Source organism: Streptomyces sp. NPDC006134, from assembly GCF_040628835.1.
Lineage (GTDB): Bacteria > Actinomycetota > Actinomycetes > Streptomycetales > Streptomycetaceae > Streptomyces.
In genome coordinates this window covers 21,326-41,382 of the sequence record NZ_JBEXTV010000030.1, presented here as the reverse complement: position 1 = coordinate 41,382, position 20,057 = coordinate 21,326, and the positions used below count along the sequence as shown (strand labels likewise).

The window sequence follows — 20,057 nt, the reverse complement described above, 5'->3', positions numbered from 1 at the left end:
CCCCGAAAGGGGCGCGGGACCGTGTCCGCATGGCGACTCCGCCGCGTGCGCGTGAGCAACCCCATCCGGCCCGCAGCCGGCCGGTGACCACCCCCGCCCCCACGGCGATCAGTGTTCCATCACACTCACCGTGAGGCTTTCCGCATGCCCAGCGAATTCTTCATTCCCGACCCGGAGGGTCACGTCCCCAGTGCCGAGGGCTACTTCGGCGCGTTCGGCGGCAAGTTCATCCCGGAGGCGCTCGTCGCCGCCGTCGACGAGGTCGCCGTCGAGTACGACAAGGCCAAGGCCGACCCCGAGTTCGCCCGCGAACTCGACGACCTGCTGGTGAACTACACCGGCCGTCCCAGCGCCCTGACCGAGGTGCCCCGGTTCGCCGAGCACGCCGGCGGCGCCCGGATCTTCCTCAAGCGCGAGGACCTCAACCACACCGGCTCCCACAAGATCAACAACGTGCTGGGCCAGGCCCTGCTCACCAAGCGCATGGGCAAGACCCGCGTGATCGCGGAGACCGGCGCCGGCCAGCACGGCGTCGCGACGGCCACCGCCTGCGCCCTCTTCGGCCTCGACTGCACCATCTACATGGGCGAGATCGACACCGAGCGCCAGGCCCTCAACGTGGCCCGCATGCGCATGCTCGGCGCCGAGGTCATCGCCGTGAAGTCCGGCAGCCGCACTCTGAAGGACGCCATCAACGAGGCGTTCCGCGACTGGGTCGCCAACGTCGACCACACCCACTACCTCTTCGGCACCGTCGCCGGCCCCCACCCCTTCCCGGCCATGGTCCGCGACTTCCACCGCGTCATCGGCGTCGAGGCCCGCCGCCAGGTCCTGGAGCGCGCCGGACGCCTGCCCGACGCCGCGATCGCCTGCGTGGGCGGCGGCTCCAACGCCATCGGCCTCTTCCACGCCTTCATCCCGGACGCCTCCGTCCGCCTCATCGGCTGCGAGCCCGCCGGGCACGGCATCGAGACCGGCGAGCACGCCGCCACCCTCACCGCCGGCGAGCCCGGCATCCTGCACGGCTCCCGCTCCTACGTCCTCCAGGACGACGAGGGCCAGATCACCGAGCCGTACTCCATCTCGGCCGGCCTGGACTACCCGGGCATCGGCCCGGAGCACTCCTACCTGAAGGACTCCGGCCGCGGCGAGTACCGCGCGGTCACCGACGACGCGGCCATGCAGGCCCTGCGCCTGCTGTCGCGCACCGAGGGCATCATCCCGGCCATCGAGAGCGCCCACGCGCTGGCCGGCGCCCTGGAGGTCGGCAAGGAGCTCGGCAAGGACGGGCTGATCGTCGTCAACCTCTCCGGCCGCGGCGACAAGGACATGGACACCGCCGCCCGCTACTTCGGGCTGTACGACACCGACGCCGAGGTCGCCGCCGACGAGGCCGGCGCCACCGCCGAGATCGAGGGGGACGCCAAGTGAGCGGGAACGTGCAGCTGCTGAGCGACACCCTCGCCGCGGCGAAGTCCGAGGGCCGCTCCGCCCTCATCGCCTACCTCCCGGCCGGGTTCCCCACCGTGGACGGCGGCATCGACGCGGTCAAGGCCGCCCTGGAGGGCGGCGCCGACGTCGTCGAGGTCGGCCTGCCGCACAGCGACCCGGTCCTCGACGGCCCGGTCATCCAGACCGCCGACGACATCGCCCTGCGCGGCGGCGTGAAGATCGCCGACGTGATGCGCACCGTCCGCGAGGCGTACGAGGCCACCGGCAAGCCGATCCTCGTCATGACGTACTGGAACCCCATCGACCGCTACGGCGTCGAGCGGTTCACCGCCGAACTCGCCGAGGCGGGCGGCGCCGGGTGCATCCTGCCCGACCTGCCGGTGCAGGAGTCCGCGCTGTGGCGGGAACACGCCGACAAGCACGGCCTCGCCACCGTCTTCGTGGTCGCGCCCAGCAGCAGGAACGAGCGGCTCGCCGAGATCACCGCGGCCGGCAGCGGCTTCGTCTACGCCGCCTCCCTCATGGGCGTCACCGGCACCCGCGCCTCGGTCAGCTCGCAGGCCGAGGACCTGGTGCGGCGCACCCGCGCCACCACCGACCTGCCCGTCTGCGTCGGGCTCGGCGTCTCCGACGCCGCCCAGGCCCGCGAGGTCGCCGGCTTCGCCGACGGCGTGATCGTCGGCTCCGCCTTCGTCAAGCGGATGCTGGACGCCCCCGACCACGCGGCCGGCATCGAGGCGGTCCGCGCGCTGGCGGCGGACCTCGCCCGGGGCGTGCGCGGACAGGCGTAACAAGGCGGCAGCTCACGCGGGTCCCTCGTACGGGTGGACCTGGGACCGGGGAGGCGCGGTGCGCCTCCCCGGTTCGTTCTGCGGGGTGTGAGCGAGAAGAACCGTGACGGAAAGCGCACCGCCCGACAGCGGCTGGCGGTCGAGCGCGAGAAGCAGAAGAGCGCGGAGAAGCGACGGCGCGCGCTGATCGTGGGGGCGAGCGTGGTCTGCGTCCTCGGCCTCGCGGCGGTGATCGGCGTGATCGCCGCCAACGCGGGCAAGGACGAGGGCGACACGGCGGGCCCGGTCGTCGCCCCCTCGGGCGCCCAGGGCGAGGACAGCCTCGCGATCCCGGTCGGCAAGGCGAGCGCCAGGTCGACGCTCACCATCTGGGAGGACTTCCGCTGCCCGGCCTGCAAGGGCTTCGAGCAGGCCTACCGCTCCACGATCCACGAACTGACCGACGCCGGACAGCTCAGGGTCGAGTACCGCCTGGCGACGATCATCGACGGCGGCATGGGCGGCAGCGGCTCCCGCAAGGCGGCCAACGCGGCGGCCTGCGCCCAGGACGCCGGGAAGTTCACGCCGTACCACGACGTGCTGTACGACAACCAGCCCGCCGAGGCCGACGACGCGTTCGGGCGGAACGACAAGCTGATCGAGCTCGCCGGGAAGGTCGACGGCCTCGACACGCCCGCCTTCCGCCGGTGTGTGGAGAACGGCACGCACGACAGCTGGGTCGAGAAGTCCAGCGAGGCCTTCCGCGCCGGTGATTTCCGCGGCACCCCGACCGTGCTGCTGGACGGCAGGAACATCTACCAGGACCGCTCGATGACCCCGGCGAAGCTCAAGCAGATGGTGCAGGACGCGAACAAGGGATGAGCACGGGATGAGCACGGGATGAGCGAGGGGCGCGGCGTGGGCGGCGCCCGCCCGTTATGGACCCGTAGCCGGGCTGCCCGCCGCGGGTCCCGCCCGGCACGGTAGCGTCGACCCTGCCATGGAACTTGCCTACATTCCCAGCCCGTCGCGCGGGGTGCTGTACCTCGGCCCCGTTCCGCTGCGCGGCTACGCGTTCTGCATCATCATCGGCGTCTTCGTCGCCGTCTGGCTCGGCAACAGGCGCTGGATCGCCCGCGGCGGACGGTCCGGGACGGTGGCCGACATCGCGGTCTGGGCCGTTCCCTTCGGCCTGGTCGGCGGTCGGCTCTACCACGTGATCACGGACTACGAGCTGTACTTCGGCGAGGGCCGGAACTGGGTGGACGCCTTCAAGGTCTGGGAGGGCGGCCTCGGCATCTGGGGCGCGATCGCGCTCGGCGCGCTGGGCGCGTGGATCGGCTGCCGCCGCCGCGGCATCCCGATGCCCGCCTACGCCGACGCCGTCGCGCCCGGCATCGCCCTCGCGCAGGCCATCGGCCGCTGGGGCAACTGGTTCAACCAGGAGCTGTACGGGCGCAAGACCGACCTGCCGTGGGCCGTGGAGATCACCTCGTCGGCGGACGGGCGGGTCCCGGGCACCTACCACCCGACCTTCCTGTACGAGTCGCTGTGGTGCGTCGGCGTCGCCCTGCTGGTGATCTGGGCCGACCGCCGCTTCCGGCTCGGCCACGGGCGGGCGTTCGCGCTGTACGTCGCCGCGTACTGCGCCGGCCGCTTCTGGATCGAGTACATGCGCGTCGACGAAGCCCACCACATCCTGGGCCTCAGGCTCAACAACTGGACCGCGCTCCTGGTGTTCCTGCTGGCGGTGACGTACATCGTCGTGTCGGCGAGGAAGCGGCCGGGCCGGGAGACGGTGGTCGAGCCGGGTGCGCAGACCCCCGGCGATGGGGGCGAGGAGGAGGACGGCAAGGCCGGTGACGCGCCGTCCGGTTCCTCCGGCGCCGGCGAGGGCGCCGACGAGGGCGCCGGTCCGGACGCGGGGAGCGCGAAGGGCGCCGGTACGGGCAAGGCGGAGGACAAGGCCGACTCGGCCGGGAAGAGCTGACGGCCGGCCGGTCGTGCGCCGTACGGCGCCGAGGGCGCCCGGGGGTTCCCCGGGCGCCCTCGGCGTGTGTCAGGGGCGGCGGGCCAGCGACAGGGTCCGCCGTGCCGCCGCCACCACGGCCGCGTCGACGAAGCGGCCGTCCGCCAGCGCCTGGGCGCCCGGCCGTTCCGTCGCCGCCTCCACGATCGTCTCCGCCTCCTCCAGCTCCCGCGCGGTGGGCAGATAGGCGCGCTCGATGATCGGCAGCTGGCGGGGGTGGATGGCGGCACGGCCCAGGAAGCCCAGGGCCCGGCCGTGGGCGCAGGAGGCAGCCAGCCCCTCCAGGTCGCGGGTGTCGGGATGGACCGACTGCGCGGGCGGGGCCAGGCCCGCCGCCCGCGCCGCCACCACCACCCGGGAGCGGGACCAGTCCAGGCCGGCGTCCTCGCGCACGCCCAGGTCGGCCCGCAGATCCGCCTCGCCGAGCGCGATGCCGCGCAGGGCGGGGTGGGCGCGGGCGAGGGCGTAGGCCCGCTCGACACCCAGGGCGGACTCCAGGAGCGCGTACAGCGGCGGGCCGCCCCGGCCGGTCCGGGCGGTGGCCTCGGCGACGGCGGCGATCTGCTCCGGGCAGGTCACCTTCGGCAGCCGCAGCCCGGACAGGCCGGGCAGGCCGGCCACCGCCTCCAGGTCCGCCCGCGCCAGCGGGCCGTCCAGGGCGTTCACCCGGACGTGGACCGGCACCGGCTGGGCCTCGCCGAGCAGTTCGGTGGTGGCCGCGCGGGCGTACCCCTTGCGCTCCGGGGCGACCGCGTCCTCCAGGTCGACCACCACCACGTCGGCGCCCGCCGCCAGGGCCTTGGCCACCACCTGGGGGCGGTCGCCGGGGGCGTACAGCCAGGTCAGCGGGGCAGCCGGCGGACGGGGCGGGGCGGTGGGCGCGGCGTGGCGGGCGGCGGGTGCCGGGGCGGGAGCGGCGGCCGGGGGGTGGGCGGCGGCGGAGGCGGGTCCGGTGGCGGTCGTCCCGGGCTCCGTGGCGGAAGCGGGCCCGGTGGCGGCCGGTCCGGGCCCGGTGGCGGTCGTCGTACGGGTCATACGGCGCCCTCCTCGCGCAGCGCCTTGACGTCGGTGCGGGTCAGGCCCAGCTCGGTGAGGACCTCCTCGGTGTCCGCGCCGTGCGGGCGGCCCGCCCAGCGGATCGCGCCCGGGGTGGCGGAGAGGCGGAAGAGGACGTTCTGCATGCGCACAGGGCCCAGTTCGGGGTCGTCGACGGTGGTGATGGTGCCCAGGGCCCGGTACTGCGGGTCGGCCATCACGTCGCGGACGTCCTGCACGGGGGCCACCGCCGCCTCGGCCTTCTCGAAGGCGGCCAGGACGTCGGCGCGGGAGTGACGGGCGATCCAGCCGCCGACCGCCTCGTCCAAGACGTCGGCGTGGCGGGCGCGGCCGGCGCCGGTGGCGAACCACGGTTCGTCGGTCAGGTCGGGGCGGCCCACCAGGCGCATCACGCGTTCGGCGACCGACTGCGCGGAGGTGGAGACGGCGACCCAGGTGCCGTCGGCGGTGCGGTAGGTGTTGCGCGGGGCGTTGTTCTGGGAACGGTTGCCGGTGCGCGGCTGGACGTGGCCGAGCTGGTCGTACCAGATCGGCTGCGGGCCCAGCACGGTCAGGATCGGCTCGATGAGGGCCATGTCGACGACCTGGCCCTCGCCGGTGCGGTCCCGGGCGGCGAGCGCGGTCAGCACGGCGTACGCGGTGGCCAGGCCCGCGATGGAGTCGGCGAGGCCGAACGGCGGCAGGGTCGGCGGCGCGTCCGGTTCGCCGGTCATCGCGGCGAAGCCGCTCATCGCCTCGGCGAGGGTGCCGAAGCCGGGCCGGTGCGCGTACGGGCCGAACTGGCCGAAGCCGGTGACGCGGGCCAGGACCAGGCGGGGGTTGACGGCGGACAGCTCGTCCCAGCCGAGGTCCCACCGCTCCAGGGTGCCGGGGCGGAAGTTCTCCACGATCACGTCGGCGGTCGCGGCGAGGCGGAGCAGGGTCTTGCGGCCGCCGGGTCTGGACAGGTCCAGGGTGATGGCGCGCTTGTTGCGGCCGAGCATTTTCCACCACAGGCCCACGCCGTCCTTCGACGGGCCGTGACCGCGCGACGGGTCGGGTTTCGCGGGGTGCTCGATTTTGACGACCTCGGCGCCGAAGTCGCCGAGCAGGGTGGCGGCGAGCGGGCCGGCGAACAAGGTGGCCAGGTCCAGGACGCGCAGGCCGGACAGGGGCGCGGGGTGGGTGGGGGAGTGGGAGCCGGTGGAGGGCTGGGAGGTGGTGGAGGGCTGGGAGGTGGTGGGGGACTGCGGGGTGGTGGAGGATTGGGGGGTGGTGGGGGTCATGACGCGTACCTCGCCTCGGTCTCGGTGCGGCGCGGCGTCGATGCCCCGGGCCGCTGCACGGACGGGGACGCCGCCGTGGCCGCCCACGCCAGCGCCTCACGTACGGGCCGGTCCTCGCCGAGCGCCACCGCGAGCGCGCCGGCGAAGGTGCCGTCGGCGCCGGTGGAGTCCACGGCGGTGACCCGGGGCGCGGGCACGGTCAGCGGCTCGGTGCCCCGGGCCGCGTGCAGGCTGCCCGCCGCGACGGCCTGGCCGGCGCCCTTGCCGCCGGGGGTCGCGCGGAGCTCCCGTCCCGGCACGGTCTCCCCGTGCCGCGGGGCCTTCTCGACGTAGGCGGCGAGATCCATGTGCGTGCTGCCGAGCACGACGATGCCGGTCATGGGCGGGTGGCCTCCCGGTGGGTGAGGTGGGCGAGGGCGTCGAAGCCGGTGCCGTCGAAGTCGGCGACGGAGGCGGACAGGCGGTTCTTGAGCGGGGCGGTCCAGCGGTCGGGGAGGGCGGCGGGGGAGCCGGCCAGCAGGGCGGCGACGCTGCCGGCCGTCGCCCCGTTGGAGTCGGTGTCCCAGCCGCCGGAGACGGCGCGGCAGATCGAGCCGGTGAAGTCGCCGTCGGCGTGGGTGAGGGCGGCGGCGATCAGGGCGGTGTTGGGGACGGCGTGCACCCAGTGGTGGGCGGGGGAGTGGGTGGCGTGGAGGGCGTCGACGACGTCGTCGAAGTCGTCGTGGGTCTCGGCGAGCCGGACGGCGTGGCGGACGGCGCGGGCCAGGCGCGAGCCGGGCGGGACGACGGCCAGGCCGGTGCGCAGGCAGGCGTGGACGTCGTGGGAGCCGGTGGCGGCACAGGCGATGACGGCCGCCGCGAACATCGCCGCGTAGACGCCGTTGGCGGTGTGGGTGAGGACCGCGTCGCGGTGGGCCTGTTCGGCCGCGGCACCCGGGTCGCCGGGGTTGGTCCAGCCGTGCACGTCGGCACGGATCAGGGCGCCGATCCACTCGCGGAAGGGGTTGCGGTGGCGGGCGGTGTGCGGGGGTTCCAGGCCGCACAGCAGGTTGCGGTAGGCGACGCGTTCGGCGGTGAAGGTGCGGCCGGCGGGCAGTTCGTCCAGCCAGACGCGGGCCACGTCGGCGGTGGTGAAGGCGCGGCCGTGGCGCTTCAGGAGCAGCAGGTTGACCAGGGGGTAGTCGAGGTCGTCGTCCTCGGGCATGCCGTCGATGTTCTCGGCGAGGGAGGTCGCCGCCGAGCGGCGGTTCCAGGGGTGGCGCGCGGCGAGCTCCTCGGGGACGCCGCGGGCGGTGAAGTACGTGGACAGAGGCCAGTTCCCGGTGGCCCGGGCGAGGGCGCGGATGCCGTCGAGAGGGAGTTTCTCGACGGGTTTGCCGAGGAGGCAGCCGACGGCCCGGCCGAGCCAGGCGGCTTCCAGGCGGGGGCGCAGGGGAGCGGAGAAGGCGGGCTCGGGGCGGGCCGGCCACTGCGGGCACAGGGCCTTGATCCGTGCCAGGTCCGTCGGTTCGGCGTCCGCCAGCGTGCTGGGCAGGTCGGCCAGTTCGTCCAGGAGATCGCAGGCCAGCAGGCGCAGGTAGCGGGAGACGGGGCCGGGCGACGCGCCCGCCCGGGCCGGGGCGTCGCAGCCGCCCGCCGCCCGCCAGCGCGCCGCGATCGCCGACGGTTCGCGGCCGTCCAGGGCCGCCTGGCGCAGTTCGTGGCCGATCAGGTCCTCGGGCTGGACCCAGGTCAGTCGGAGCATGCCGGGCTCCCGATTCCCGCCGGTGGCTCGGCCGCGGGGGCGGTCACGGGGGCGGCCACGGGGGCGGTCGCGGGTCCGGGGCCGTCTCCGTCCGTCCGCTCGCGCGTGTCCGCGTGTGCGGCTTGTGCTCCGTGTCTGCCGTGTGCGGCTCGCGCATCTCGTACGTCTTGTTCATCTCGTACGTGCTGTGTGTCGTGTGGGTCTTGCGCGCGGGAGCCGGGCGAGGTCTCCGGGCCGGTCCGCGGGTCGAGTGCGGCGAACGCCCGCTCGTGGGCGCGGCGCCGGCGGACGTCCCGGGCGAAGACCTCCCGGGCCACCTCGGTGAGGGTGGCCGCCGGTTGCCACAGGTCCAGGCGGCTCGCCTCCGCGACCGTCTCCGCCCACTCCCGCGGGACCGGGGAGCCCAGGGCCCCGCACAGCGCCCCCGCCATCGTGGCGATGGAGTCGCAGTCGCGGCCGTAGTTCACCGCGCCGAGCACCGCGTGGCGGTAGTCGCCGCCGGAGACGACCAGCATGCCGAGCGCGACGGGCAGTTCCTCGACGGCGTGCAGCCGGGAGGGGCGGCGGGCGCCCAGGGACGGGGCGCGGTAGTCGGGGCCCACCGTGTCGTACGGGGCCACCGCCGCCCGCAGCGGGACCAGCGCGGACTCGAAGTCCGTGTGGCGGGAGGCCGTCTCGCAGACCTGCTCGATCGCCGCCCGCGTGCCGTCCTTCGCCAGGGACAGGCAGGCCGCGACCACCGACTCCGGGGTCGCGCCGGGCGCGCAGGCCGCCGCCACCGCCGCCGCGAAGACACCGGCCGCCTCACGGCCGTACGACGACTGGTGCGCCCCCGCGACGTCGAGCGCCTCGGCGTACGCGCCCGCCGGGTTCGCGGCGTTGACCAGGCCGACCGGCGCCATGTACATCGCGGCACCGCAGTTGACGATGTTGCCGACGCCGGCCTCGCGCGGATCGACGTGGCCGTAGTGCAGCCGGGCCACCAGCCACTTCTCCGCCAGGAAGATCCGCTGGAGGGGGAGCGCCTCGGTCTCCAGCTCCGGGATCCAGCGCGGGTGCGTCATCAGGTCCGGGACCAGGTGCCCGGCGACCGCGTAGGCGTCGAGGTGGTCGCGGACGGTGGCGTAGACCCGGACCAGGGCGTGCGTCATCAACGTGTCGTCGGTGACGTGGCCGTCGCCCTTGTGGTACGGCGCGAGGGGGCGGGCGGTGCGCCAGGCGTCGCCGTGCCAGGGGCCGACCACGCCGTGGACGCGGCCCCCGTGGCGTTCGAGGATCTGCTCGGGGGAGTAGCCCTCGACGGGGCCGCCGAGCGCGTCGCCGACGGCCGCGCCGACCAGGGCGCCGGTGATCCGCTCCGCCAGACTCGCCGTTCCGGTCGGTCTGCTTCGGGTGTTTTGTTCCGGTTTGGGTGTCATGGGCCGCATCATCCTCCGGGGCGGGCCGGTTGTGTGGCTTCGAGGAGTTCGGCGAGTTCCACCAGGTCCGTGCCGGTGAGCCGGGGCAGGACGCATCCGGAGAGCGTGCGGCAGGCGTCCCGCCAGGAGGCCGGGATCGCCGCGCCGCCGCCGAGGGCGCCGGTCAGGGCGCCCGCCAGCGCCGGGGCGGAGTCCGCGACCCGGGACAGGCAGGCCGCCGCCGGCACCGCCCGCGCGATCCGGCCGCGGGCGGCGGTGGCCAGGGCGAGGGCGACCGGCACCGTCTCGGCGGCGGCGATGCCGTAGCTGTAGACGTGGTCGACGATCTGGTGCTCCAGCAGGGGGATCAGGGCGAAGGTGCTCTCGGCGTCCGCCGCCAGCGCCAGCGCCTGCCGGGCGTTGCGGCCGATCTCCGTCTCCTCGGGCAGCTGGGCGAGCGCGGCCGTCACGCAGGCGCGTACGCCGTCGCCGGCGAGGGCGCACGCGAGCGCCGCCGCCATCGCCCGTGCGCCGTGCACGCCGTCGCCGTCCTGGGTGTAGCGGGCGTCGAACTCGGCGAGGCCGGCGGCGCCTTCGGGGTCGCCGGGATGGGCGACGGCCAGGACGCAGGCGCGGACGCAGGCCGCGTCGTCGAAGTAGTGCGGGTTGTCGTGGCCGGTGGCGGGCGGGCGCAGGCCGGTGGCGAGGTTGCCGAGGCCGGCCCGCACGGAGATCCGGGCGCGCAGCGGCAGGACGGCGGACTCCACCTCGGGGGCGCGTTCGGCGGCGGCCGCGACCTCGCTGGCGACGGCGTTCCAGGTCAGGTCGATGGCGGCCCGCATCCGGCGCTCGCGGCTCAGATCCCCGAGCGCGGTGTCGTCCCCGGCCCGCAGCACCGCCTCCGCCGCGAACGCCGCCCACTCCGCGTCGTCCGACGGGCCCAGGCGCAGCGGCTCCGGCGGCTGGTTGAGGGCGATGGGCACGGGGAGGGTGGTGGTCGCGTTCTGCTCGGCGAAGGTGTCCAGTTCGCGGGTCAGACGCCGGGTCCACTCGGGCATCCGCGCGGCCCGGTGCCGGGCGGCCGGCCAGCCGGCGGCGTCACCGGCGGCGAGACCGAGGAGGAGGCCCTCGACGCGGCGGGGGCGGTGGGTGTCGCGGGGCGGGGCGGGGGAGCCGGCCGGCGCCGGATTGCCGGGGGAGCCGGCCGGTGCCGGCGCGGTGGGGCCGGGGCCGGGGTGGTGGCCGTTCCCGGCGGGCGGTGGCTGCTGCGGCGTGCCGGGCGGGGCGACGTACGCCGTCGTGGCCGGTTCGTCGCCCGCCGGGCGGGCCCGGGTCACGGCCGTGCCTCCGCGGTACCGGCCGGGTAGGGGAGGGGCGCGGGTGAGGGCGCGGATGCGGAAGTGGCCGGTGTGGGTGCCGGTCCCCGGCCGGGCGGGCCGGGGGCGGGGGCACCGCCCGGGGGCGGTGGTGGTGCGCCGGGGGCCGGGGGCGGTGCCTGGCCGGTCTGTACGGACGCGTTCGGGCCGGGAGTGCTTACGGGGGTGGGGGTGTTCGGGCCGGGAGTGCTCGCGGGAGCGGATGTGCTCAGGCCGGGAGCGCTCGTGGGCGCGAAGGCGGAAACGTTCACGGGTACGGGTGCGGGCGCGTCCACAGGCGTGGACGTGGGCGTGGACGTGGGCGTGGACGTGGGCGTGGGCGTGGGCGTGGACGTGGGAGTGGGAGTGATGGCGGGCGTCGGCGGAGGCGGTCCCTCGTCGGCCCGTGAGCCCGCGGTGGGACCCCCGCCCGGTGCCGGCGCGGGCCCGGACGGGACCGGGGACGGCCGTCCGCCGGGGCGCGGGGGCGGTTCGGCGGGGTCCCCGCGCGTCAGCAGCTCCGCCACCTCCAGCACATGGCGGCCGGCCATCGCCGGCAGGCAGCTGCCGCGGGCCGGGCCGATCGCGGCGGCCCACTCCGGCGGGATGGCGGACTCGCCCCGCGTCGCCCCGGCCAGGGCGCCGGCCACCGCGGCGGTCGTGTCGGCGTCGCGCCCCATGTTGACGGCGGTCAGGACGGCGTCCCGGAAGTCGCCGTCGGCCGCCGCGTACGCCCCGAAGGCGAGGGCGACGGCCTCGGGGGCCAGGTCGGTCCAGGGGTAGCCGCCGACGACCACCGCGGAGCGGACGGCGCGTTCGCCGCGGTGGGCCGCCGTCACGGCCCGGCGCAGGCAGCGGGCCGTCCAGGAGTCGTCCGGTACGACGGCCAGGGCGGCGGCGACGACCGCGGGGACCGGTGCCCCCGCCATGGCCGCCGCGACGCCCGCCGCCACCGCCCGGCCGCCGTGGATGCCCTCGCCGTCGTGGCTGACCGAGCCGTCGATCGCCACCAGGCGGGCCGCCTCGGCGGGGCGGCCCGCGGCGAACACCCCGTACGGCGCGGCCCGCATGGCCAGGCCGTCGCTCCAGGCGTGGCGGTGCTGGGCGGAGATGGGCGCCGCCAGGCCCCGGCGCAGGTTCTCCAGGGTGCCGCGCTCGCTGAAGCCCGCGCCCCGGAAGGGTCCCTCGTCGCGGTCCGCGATCCACTCGTGCCAGGCCGCCTCCACGTGGGCGGGCGTGAGTGAGGAGCCGTGCCGGGCCAGCAGGAGACCGGAGAGGATCGCGTACTCGGTGTCGTCGGTGCCGGACGGTTCCTCCGCCACGTATCCCGTGATGCGGCCCCAGCGGGCGCGGATCTCGGAGGGCTTCAGGTTCTCGGCCGGGGCACCGAGGGCGTCTCCGACGGCCAGGCCGAGCAGCGCGCCGCGCGCCCGTTCGCGCAGATCGCCGGCGTCCTGGGGCGCCGGGACCGAGGGAAAGCAGGCGGTCGATGCCATGCGGCCTCCTCTCAGGGGGCGCCCCGGAAGGCGCGGGGCCCTTTGCGGAACTGTCCCCGGTGCGGTGTCCCACCGAGCCTCGGTGACCTCAGCGTCACCCGGTCGACATCTGTGCGCTACCCCTCACGGATGAGCGCGCGAGGGTAAAAGCGCAGGTAAGCGCAGCCTTTCCTTGCTGGCGGGCGAGGAATGGCCGACGTAGATTAGGTGTTGTCGAAAGTTGGATTGCGTCCAAACAGGGCGCTTGGGAGCCCCGCAGCGGCTCCACGGACGTCACCTGGGGGAACCTCATGGCCATCATCGAGACCGAAGCGGCCCTGCACGAGGCGCACCGCGACAACCACACGCACCGGGACGTGAACGGCGGCTGGCTGCGCCCCGCCGTCTTCGGCGCGATGGACGGCCTGGTCTCCAACCTCGCCCTGATGACCGGTGTCGCGGGCGGGGCCGCCGGCCGGCAGACCATCGTGCTCAGCGGACTGGCGGGCCTGGCCGCGGGCGCCTTCTCCATGGCCGCCGGCGAGTACACCTCCGTCGCCTCGCAGCGCGAGCTCGTCGAGGCCGAGCTGGACGTGGAGCGGCGGGAGCTGAGAAAGCACCCCAAGGACGAGGAGGCCGAGCTCGCCGCCCTCTACGCGGCCCGGGGCGTCGAGCCGGAGCTCGCCCGCGAAGTGGCCCGGCAGCTGTCGCGCGACCCCGAGCAGGCGCTGGAGATCCACGCCCGCGAGGAACTGGGCATCGACCCGGGCGACCTGCCCTCGCCGCTGGTCGCGGCCGTGTCGTCCTTCGGGTCCTTCGCGCTGGGCGCCCTGCTGCCCGTCCTGCCCTACCTGCTCGGGGCCACCGCGCTGTGGCCCGCCGTGGCGCTGGCGCTGCTCGGGCTCTTCCTGTGCGGCGCGGTGGTGGCCCGGGTGACCGCGCGGACCTGGTGGTACAGCGGCCTCAGGCAGCTCGCCCTCGGCGGCGCGGCGGCCGGTGTGACGTACGCCCTGGGCAGTCTGTTCGGAACGGCCGTAGGATAGCGCGGCTCGGACTTATACGCCGGTCCGCATAAGTAGTCGTTACTTGCTGGTTTCGGCCGCGTGACCGCCGGGCATGAGCCGTAAGCGCTGCGGGCAACGAGGCCCGCCGCGCGTCTGCGGGGCGGGCGACGGAGCCCTCCCCGACCCCCCCCTCGGGCCGCCGGGCGCCGATCCGACCGGATCGTGTCCGTACCGGTCCCCACAGCTTCTCCCGCCGGGCGCGGCACCCCGCCCGCGACCCCGCGGTGTCCGCATGCTGGAACGGAGTATCCGGTTCCCGAGAACCGCTCCATCATGTAACCTGCACGAAATTTTGATCTCACCGTAGATCTCCGCAGAGGGCCAACGTCGTCCCTCGGCACCTGCCACATGCCACATGACGACGACGGGAGAGCCGATGCGTACGCCGCGCCAGCCGTCCCAGCACTCCACGAACGGCCGGAACTGGTCGTCCATGGATGCTCGCCCTGCTGCGCAGGGTATGTACGACCCCCGCAACGAGCACGACGCCTGCGGCGTCGGCTTCGTCGCCACCCTCACCGGCGAGGCGTCCCACACCCTGGTCGACCAGGCACTCACCGTGCTGCGCAACCTGGAGCACCGCGGAGCCACCGGCTCCGAGCCCGACTCCGGTGACGGCGCCGGTCTGCTGTCCCAGGTGCCGGACGCGTTCCTGCGCGAGGTGGCCGGATTCGAGCTGCCCGAGGCCGGCGCCTACGCCGTCGGCATCGCCTTCCTGCCGGTGGAGGGCACCGAGGACGCCGTCTCACACATCGAGACGATCGCCGCCGGCGAGGGCCTGACCGTCCTCGGCTGGCGCGAGGTCCCGGTCGCCCCCGACCTGCTGGGCGCCACCGCCCGCTCGACCATGCCGGTCTTCCGCCAGCTCTTCGTCACCGACGGCGCCTCCCGCGGCATCGCCCTGGACCGCAAGGCGTTCGTGCTGCGCAAGCGCGCCGAGCGCGAGGCGGGCGTCTACTTCCCGTCGCTGTCCGCGCGGACCCTCGTCTACAAGGGCATGCTGACCACCGGCCAGCTGGAGCCCTTCTTCCCGGACCTGTCCGACCGCCGCTTCGCCTCCGCGATCGCGCTCGTGCACTCCCGGTTCTCCACCAACACCTTCCCGTCGTGGCCGCTGGCCCACCCCTACCGCTTCGTCGCGCACAACGGCGAGATCAACACGGTCAAGGGCAACCGCAACTGGATGGCCGCCCGCGAGTCCCAGCTCGCCTCCGGCCTGTTCGGCCCCGACGGCAAGAGCCTGGAGCGCGTCTTCCCGGTCTGCACCCCCGACGCCTCCGACTCGGCCTCCTTCGACGAGGTGCTGGAACTGCTGCACCTGGGCGGCCGTTCGCTGCCCCACTCGGTGCTCATGATGATCCCGGAGGCGTGGGAGAACCACGACTCCATGGACCCGGCCCGCCGCGCCTTCTACCAGTACCACTCCACGATGATGGAGCCCTGGGACGGCCCGGCCTGCGTCTGCTTCACCGACGGCACCCAGGTCGGCGCCGTCCTGGACCGCAACGGTCTGCGCCCCGGCCGCTACTGGGTCACCGACGACGGCCTCGTCGTCCTCGGCTCCGAGGTCGGCGTCCTCGACATCGACCCCGCCAAGGTCGTCCGCAAGGGCCGCCTGCAGCCCGGCAAGATGTTCCTCGTCGACACCGCCGAGCACCGCATCATCGAGGACGACGAGATCAAGGCCCAGCTCGCGGCGGAGAAGCCGTACGCCGAGTGGCTGGAGGCCGGCGAGATCGAGCTGGGCGACCTGCCCGAGCGCGAGCACATCGTCCACACCCACGCCTCGGTCACCCGCCGCCAGCAGACCTTCGGCTACACCGAGGAAGAGCTGCGCGTCATCCTCGCGCCGATGGCCAAGACCGGTGCGGAGCCGATCGGCTCCATGGGCACCGACTCGCCCATCGCGGCCCTCTCCGAGCGCCCGCGACTGCTGTTCGACTACTTCACCCAGCTGTTCGCGCAGGTCACCAACCCGCCGCTGGACGCCATCCGCGAAGAGCTCGTCACCAGCCTGCGCTCGTCGCTGGGCCCGCAGGGCAACCTGCTGGAGCCGACCGCCGCCTCCTGCCGCTCCGTCGTGCTGCCCTTCCCGGTGATCGACAACGACGAGCTGGCCAAGCTCATCCACATCAACGCCGACGGCGACATGCCCGGTTTCAAGGCCGCGACCCTGTCCGGCCTGTACCGGGTGCACGGCGGCGGCGAGGCCCTCGCCGCCCGCATCGAGGAGATCTGCGCCGAGGCCGACGCCGCCATCGCCAACGGCGCCCGCCTGATCGTCCTGTCCGACCGGCACTCCGACGCCGAGCACGCGCCGATCCCGTCGCTGCTGCTCACCGCGGCCGTCCACCACCACCTCATCCGCACCAAGCAGCGCACCCAGGTGGGCCTGCTGGTCGAGGCCGGCGACGTCCGCGAGGTCCACCACGTCGCCCTGCTCATCGGCTACGGCGCCGCCGCCGTCAACCCCTACCTGGCGATGGAGTCCGTCGAGGACCTGGTCCGCGCCGGCACTTTCCTGCCCGGCATCGAGCCCGAGCAGGCCATCCGCAACCTCATCTACGCCCTCGGCAAGGGCGTACTGAAGGTCATGTCCAAGATGGGCATCTCCACCGTCGCCTCCTACCGCGGCGCCCAGGTCTTCGAGGCCGTCGGCCTGGACGAGACCTTCGTGGAGAAGTACTTCAACGGCACCGCCACCAAGATCGGCGGCGTCGGCATCGACGTCATCGCCCAGGAAGTCGCCGCCCGCCACGCCAAGGCGTACCCGGCCAGCGGCATCGCACCCGCGCACCGGGCGCTGGAGATCGGCGGCGAGTACCAGTGGCGCCGCGAGGGCGAACCGCACCTGTTCGACCCCGAGACGGTCTTCCGCCTCCAGCACTCCACGCGCACCGGCCGCTACGACATCTTCAAGAAGTACACCGAGCGCGTGAACGAGCAGTCCGAGCGGCTGATGACGCTGCGCGGCCTGTTCGGCTTCAAGTCCGGCCGGGGCCCCATCCCGGTCGAGGAGGTCGAACCGGCCAGCGAGATCGTCAAGCGGTTCTCCACCGGCGCCATGTCGTACGGCTCCATCTCCCAGGAGGCGCACGAAACCCTCGCCATCGCCATGAACCAGCTGGGCGGCAAGTCCAACACCGGTGAGGGCGGCGAGGACCCCGAGCGCCTGTACGACCCGGCCCGCCGGTCCGCCATCAAGCAGGTCGCCTCCGGCCGCTTCGGCGTCACCAGCGAGTACCTGGTCAACGCCGACGACATCCAGATCAAGATGGCCCAGGGCGCCAAGCCCGGCGAGGGCGGCCAGCTCCCCGGCCACAAGGTCTACCCGTGGGTCGCCAAGACCCGCCACTCCACCCCCGGCGTCGGCCTCATCTCCCCGCCGCCGCACCACGACATCTACTCCATCGAGGACCTCGCCCAGCTCATCCACGACCTGAAGAACGCCAACCCCCAGGCGCGCATCCACGTCAAGCTGGTCTCCGAGGTCGGCGTCGGCACCGTCGCCGCCGGTGTCTCCAAGGCCCACGCGGACGTCGTCCTCATCTCCGGCCACGACGGCGGCACCGGCGCCTCCCCGCTGACCTCCCTCAAGCACGCGGGCGGCCCCTGGGAGCTCGGCCTGGCCGAGACCCAGCAGACCCTGCTGCTCAACGGCCTGCGCGACCGGATCGTCGTCCAGACCGACGGCCAGCTCAAGACCGGCCGCGACGTCGTCATCGCCGCGCTGCTCGGCGCCGAGGAGTTCGGCTTCGCCACCGCCCCGCTGGTCGTCTCCGGCTGCGTCATGATGCGCGTGTGCCACCTGGACACCTGCCCGGTCGGCATCGCCACCCAGAACCCGACCCTCAGGGACCGGTTCTCCGGCAAGGCCGAATACGTGGTGAACTTCTTCCAGTTCATCGCCGAGGAGGTCCGCGAGATCCTCGCCGAGCTGGGCTTCCGCTCCATCGAGGAGGCCGTCGGCCACGCCGAGGTCCTCGACGTCACCCGCGCGGTGAACCACTGGAAGGCACAGGGCCTCAACCTGGAGCCGCTGTTCCACGTGCCCGAGCTGCCCGAGGGCGCCGTCCGCCACCAGATCGCCGCCCAGGACCACGGCCTGGAGAAGGCACTCGACAACGAGCTGATCAAGCTCGCCGCCGACGCCCTCGCCGCGAACGACGCCACCGAGGCCCAGCCCGTGCGCGCCCGGGTCGCCATCCGCAACATCAACCGCACGGTCGGCACCATGCTCGGCCACGAGGTGACGAAGAAGTTCGGCGGCGCGGGCCTGCCCGACGACACCATCGACATCACCTTCACCGGATCCGCCGGCCAGTCCTTCGGCGCCTTCGTCCCGCGCGGCGTCACGCTGCGCCTGGAAGGCGACGCCAACGACTACGTCGGCAAGGGCCTCTCCGGCGGACGGATCATCGTCCGCCCGGACCGCGGCGCCGACCACCTCGCCGAGTACAGCGTCATCGCCGGCAACACCATCGGCTACGGCGCCACCGGCGGCGAGATGTTCCTGCGCGGCAAGGTCGGCGAACGGTTCTGCGTCCGCAACTCCGGCGCGCTGGTCGTCTCCGAGGGCGTGGGCGACCACGGCTGCGAGTACATGACCGGCGGACACGCGGTCGTCCTCGGCGAGACCGGGCGCAACTTCGCGGCCGGCATGTCCGGCGGCATCGCCTACGTCATCGACCTGGACCGCGACAACGTCAACGCCGGCAACCTCGGCGCCATCGAGGCGCTGGACGACACCGACAAGCAGTGGCTGCACGACGTGGTGCGCCGCCACGCCGAGGAGACCGGCTCCACGGTCGCCGGGAAGCTGCTCGCCGACTGGTCCGCGTCCGTGGAACGCTTCAGCAAGATCATCCCCAGCACGTACAAGGCAGTGCTCGCCGCCAAGGACGCCGCCGAGCGAGCCGGTCTCTCCGAGACCGAGATCACCGAGAAGATGATGGAGGCGGCGACCAATGGCTGATCCCAAGGGCTTTCTCAACCACGGCCGCGAGGTCGCCCGGACCCGCCCCGTCCAGGAGCGCGTCAAGGACTGGAACGAGGTCTACGTCCCCGGCTCCCTGCTGCCGATCATCAGCAAGCAGGCCAGCCGCTGCATGGACTGCGGCATCCCGTTCTGCCACAACGGCTGCCCGCTGGGGAACCTGATCCCCGAGTGGAACGACTACGCCTACCGCGAGGACTGGCAGGCCGCCTCCGAGCGCCTGCACGCCACCAACAACTTCCCGGAGTTCACCGGCCGCCTGTGCCCCGCTCCGTGCGAGTCGGCGTGCGTGCTCGGCATCAACCAGCCGCCGGTCACCATCAAGAACGTCGAGGTCTCCATCATCGACAAGGCGTGGGAGACCGGGGACGTCGCCCCGCAGATCCCCGAGCGCCTGTCGGGCAAGACGGTCGCCGTCGTCGGCTCCGGCCCGGCGGGCCTGGCCGCCGCCCAGCAGCTCACCCGCGCCGGCCACACGGTCGCCGTCTACGAGCGCGCCGACCGCATCGGGGGCCTGCTGCGCTACGGCATCCCCGAGTTCAAGATGGAGAAGCGGCACATCAACCGCCGTATCGAGCAGATGCGCGCGGAGGGCACCCGCTTCCGTACCGGCGTCGAGATCGGCCGCGACCTGCCGGCGACCGACCTGAAGAAGCGGTACGACGCGGTCGTCCTGGCCGTCGGCGCCACCACCGCCCGCGACCTGCCGGTCCCCGGCCGCGAGCTCAAGGGCATCCACCAGGCGATGGAGTACCTGCCCCTGGCCAACAAGGTCCAGGAAGGCGACTACGTCACCCCGCCGATCACCGCCGAGGGCAAGCACGTCGTCGTCATCGGCGGCGGCGACACCGGCGCCGACTGCGTGGGCACCGCCCACCGCCAGGGCGCGCTCTCCGTCACCCAGCTGGAGATCATGCCCCGCCCGAACGACGAGCGGGACCCGGCCTCCCAGCCCTGGCCGACCTTCCCCATGCTCTACAAGGTCACCTCGGCCCACGAGGAGGGCGGCGAGCGGGTCTACTCCGTCTCCACCACCCACTTCGAGGGCGACGAGGACGGCAACGTCCAGTGGCTGCACCTGACCGAGGTCGAGTTCGTCGACGGCAAGCTCACCCCCAAGCCGGGCACCGAGCGCAAGATCCCCGCCCAGCTGGTCACCCTCGCCATGGGCTTCACCGGCACCGACCGGGACAACGGTCTGGTGGACCAGTTCGGCCTGGAGCTCGACGCACGCGGTAACATCGCCCGCGACGCCGATTTCCAGACCAACGTTCCGGGCGTGTTCGTCGCCGGCGACGCCGGCCGCGGACAGTCCCTGATCGTGTGGGCGATCGCCGAGGGCCGCTCGGCCGCCCGCGGCGTCGACCGCTACCTGACCGGGGCCAGCGACCTGCCGGCCCCGATCCGGCCGACCGACCGCGCGCTCGCGGTCTGACGGCCCCGACCGGCTGACG

Annotated in this window: 12 protein-coding genes and 2 pseudogenes; 7 read left to right on the top strand and 7 right to left on the bottom strand. The window is 74.0% G+C overall.

What is annotated here, in order from left to right:
• Window positions 1–144: 144 nt before the first annotated feature.
• The 4 genes from trpB to lgt all read left to right on the top strand — a co-directional run bounded on the left by trpB (window position 145) and on the right by lgt (window position 4,212).
• Window positions 145–1,431 carry a tryptophan synthase subunit beta gene (trpB, locus tag ABZ340_RS20610; RefSeq protein ID WP_358783232.1) on the top strand — a complete coding sequence of 429 codons (1,287 nt, stop codon included), beginning with the start codon at window positions 145–147 and terminating at the stop codon, window positions 1,429–1,431.
• Window positions 1,428–2,243, top strand: coding sequence for a tryptophan synthase subunit alpha (gene trpA, locus ABZ340_RS20605; protein ID WP_358783231.1), 816 nt, complete (start codon window positions 1,428–1,430; stop codon window positions 2,241–2,243). Before trpB ends, trpA begins: the two co-directional genes overlap by 4 nt.
• An 87-nt stretch (window positions 2,244–2,330) precedes the next feature.
• Window positions 2,331–3,104, top strand: a complete 774-nt coding sequence (locus ABZ340_RS20600; RefSeq protein WP_358783230.1) for a thioredoxin domain-containing protein — start codon at window positions 2,331–2,333, stop codon at window positions 3,102–3,104.
• Window positions 3,105–3,222: 118 nt separating this feature from the next.
• Window positions 3,223–4,212, top strand: a complete 990-nt coding sequence (gene lgt, locus ABZ340_RS20595) for a prolipoprotein diacylglyceryl transferase (RefSeq protein WP_358783229.1) — start codon at window positions 3,223–3,225, stop codon at window positions 4,210–4,212.
• Between the two features lie 69 nt (window positions 4,213–4,281).
• Here the strand turns inward: lgt and ABZ340_RS20590 are convergent, their stop codons facing one another.
• The 7 genes and pseudogenes from ABZ340_RS20590 to ABZ340_RS20560 form a co-directional block, all read right to left on the bottom strand.
• Window positions 4,282–5,286 (bottom strand): CoA ester lyase, encoded by a 1,005-nt coding sequence (locus ABZ340_RS20590; protein WP_358783228.1) that lies wholly within the window; start codon window positions 5,284–5,286, stop codon window positions 4,282–4,284.
• Entirely contained in the window at window positions 5,283–6,572 is a 1,290-nt protein-coding gene (locus ABZ340_RS20585) for a CoA transferase (protein ID WP_358783227.1), read from the bottom strand. The genes ABZ340_RS20590 and ABZ340_RS20585 overlap by 4 nt, the downstream gene beginning before the upstream one ends.
• On the bottom strand, window positions 6,569–6,952 hold the full coding sequence (locus tag ABZ340_RS20580) for a PfkB family carbohydrate kinase (RefSeq protein WP_358783226.1): 384 nt from the start codon (window positions 6,950–6,952) through the stop codon (window positions 6,569–6,571). Before ABZ340_RS20580 ends, ABZ340_RS20585 begins: the two co-directional genes overlap by 4 nt.
• Window positions 6,949–8,316, bottom strand: a complete 1,368-nt coding sequence (locus tag ABZ340_RS20575; protein ID WP_358783225.1) for an ADP-ribosylglycohydrolase family protein — start codon at window positions 8,314–8,316, stop codon at window positions 6,949–6,951. The genes ABZ340_RS20580 and ABZ340_RS20575 overlap by 4 nt, the downstream gene beginning before the upstream one ends.
• A 248-nt stretch (window positions 8,317–8,564) precedes the next feature.
• Window positions 8,565–9,734, bottom strand: a pseudogene (locus tag ABZ340_RS20570) (ADP-ribosylglycohydrolase family protein); the annotation flags it as partial.
• Window positions 9,735–9,742: 8 nt separating this feature from the next.
• Window positions 9,743–11,050: an ADP-ribosylglycohydrolase family protein gene (locus tag ABZ340_RS20565; protein ID WP_358783224.1), complete on the bottom strand. Its 1,308-nt coding sequence runs from the start codon at window positions 11,048–11,050 to the stop codon at window positions 9,743–9,745.
• Between the two features lie 530 nt (window positions 11,051–11,580).
• Window positions 11,581–12,564 (bottom strand): annotated as a pseudogene (locus ABZ340_RS20560) (ADP-ribosylglycohydrolase family protein); the annotation flags it as partial.
• A gap of 290 nt (window positions 12,565–12,854) precedes the next feature.
• On the opposite strand from ABZ340_RS20560, the gene ABZ340_RS20555 reads away from it, so the two are divergent.
• The 3 genes from ABZ340_RS20555 (at window position 12,855) to ABZ340_RS20545 (ending at window position 20,038) form a co-directional block, all read left to right on the top strand.
• Window positions 12,855–13,586: a VIT1/CCC1 transporter family protein gene (locus ABZ340_RS20555; RefSeq protein ID WP_358783223.1), complete on the top strand. Its 732-nt coding sequence runs from the start codon at window positions 12,855–12,857 to the stop codon at window positions 13,584–13,586.
• Window positions 13,587–13,983: 397 nt separating this feature from the next.
• Window positions 13,984–18,582 carry a glutamate synthase large subunit gene (gene gltB, locus ABZ340_RS20550; protein ID WP_358783222.1) on the top strand — a complete coding sequence of 1,533 codons (4,599 nt, stop codon included), beginning with the start codon at window positions 13,984–13,986 and terminating at the stop codon, window positions 18,580–18,582.
• Window positions 18,575–20,038, top strand: a complete 1,464-nt coding sequence (locus ABZ340_RS20545) for a glutamate synthase subunit beta (RefSeq protein WP_358783221.1) — start codon at window positions 18,575–18,577, stop codon at window positions 20,036–20,038. The genes gltB and ABZ340_RS20545 overlap by 8 nt, the downstream gene beginning before the upstream one ends.
• The last annotated feature ends 19 nt before the right edge of the window (window positions 20,039–20,057 follow it).

Coding starts and splice junctions, on each gene's coding strand:
- ABZ340_RS20585 (WP_358783227.1), bottom strand. CDS start 6,572: ATGACCCCCACCACCCCCCAATCCTCCACCACCCCGCAGTCCCCCACC.
- ABZ340_RS20545 (WP_358783221.1), top strand. CDS start 18,575: ATGGCTGATCCCAAGGGCTTTCTCAACCACGGCCGCGAGGTCGCCCGG.
- gltB (WP_358783222.1), top strand. CDS start 13,984: ATGCGTACGCCGCGCCAGCCGTCCCAGCACTCCACGAACGGCCGGAAC.
- trpB (WP_358783232.1), top strand. CDS start 145: ATGCCCAGCGAATTCTTCATTCCCGACCCGGAGGGTCACGTCCCCAGT.
- lgt (WP_358783229.1), top strand. CDS start 3,223: ATGGAACTTGCCTACATTCCCAGCCCGTCGCGCGGGGTGCTGTACCTC.
- ABZ340_RS20555 (WP_358783223.1), top strand. CDS start 12,855: ATGGCCATCATCGAGACCGAAGCGGCCCTGCACGAGGCGCACCGCGAC.
- ABZ340_RS20590 (WP_358783228.1), bottom strand. CDS start 5,286: ATGACCCGTACGACGACCGCCACCGGGCCCGGACCGGCCGCCACCGGG.
- ABZ340_RS20580 (WP_358783226.1), bottom strand. CDS start 6,952: ATGACCGGCATCGTCGTGCTCGGCAGCACGCACATGGATCTCGCCGCC.
- ABZ340_RS20575 (WP_358783225.1), bottom strand. CDS start 8,316: ATGCTCCGACTGACCTGGGTCCAGCCCGAGGACCTGATCGGCCACGAA.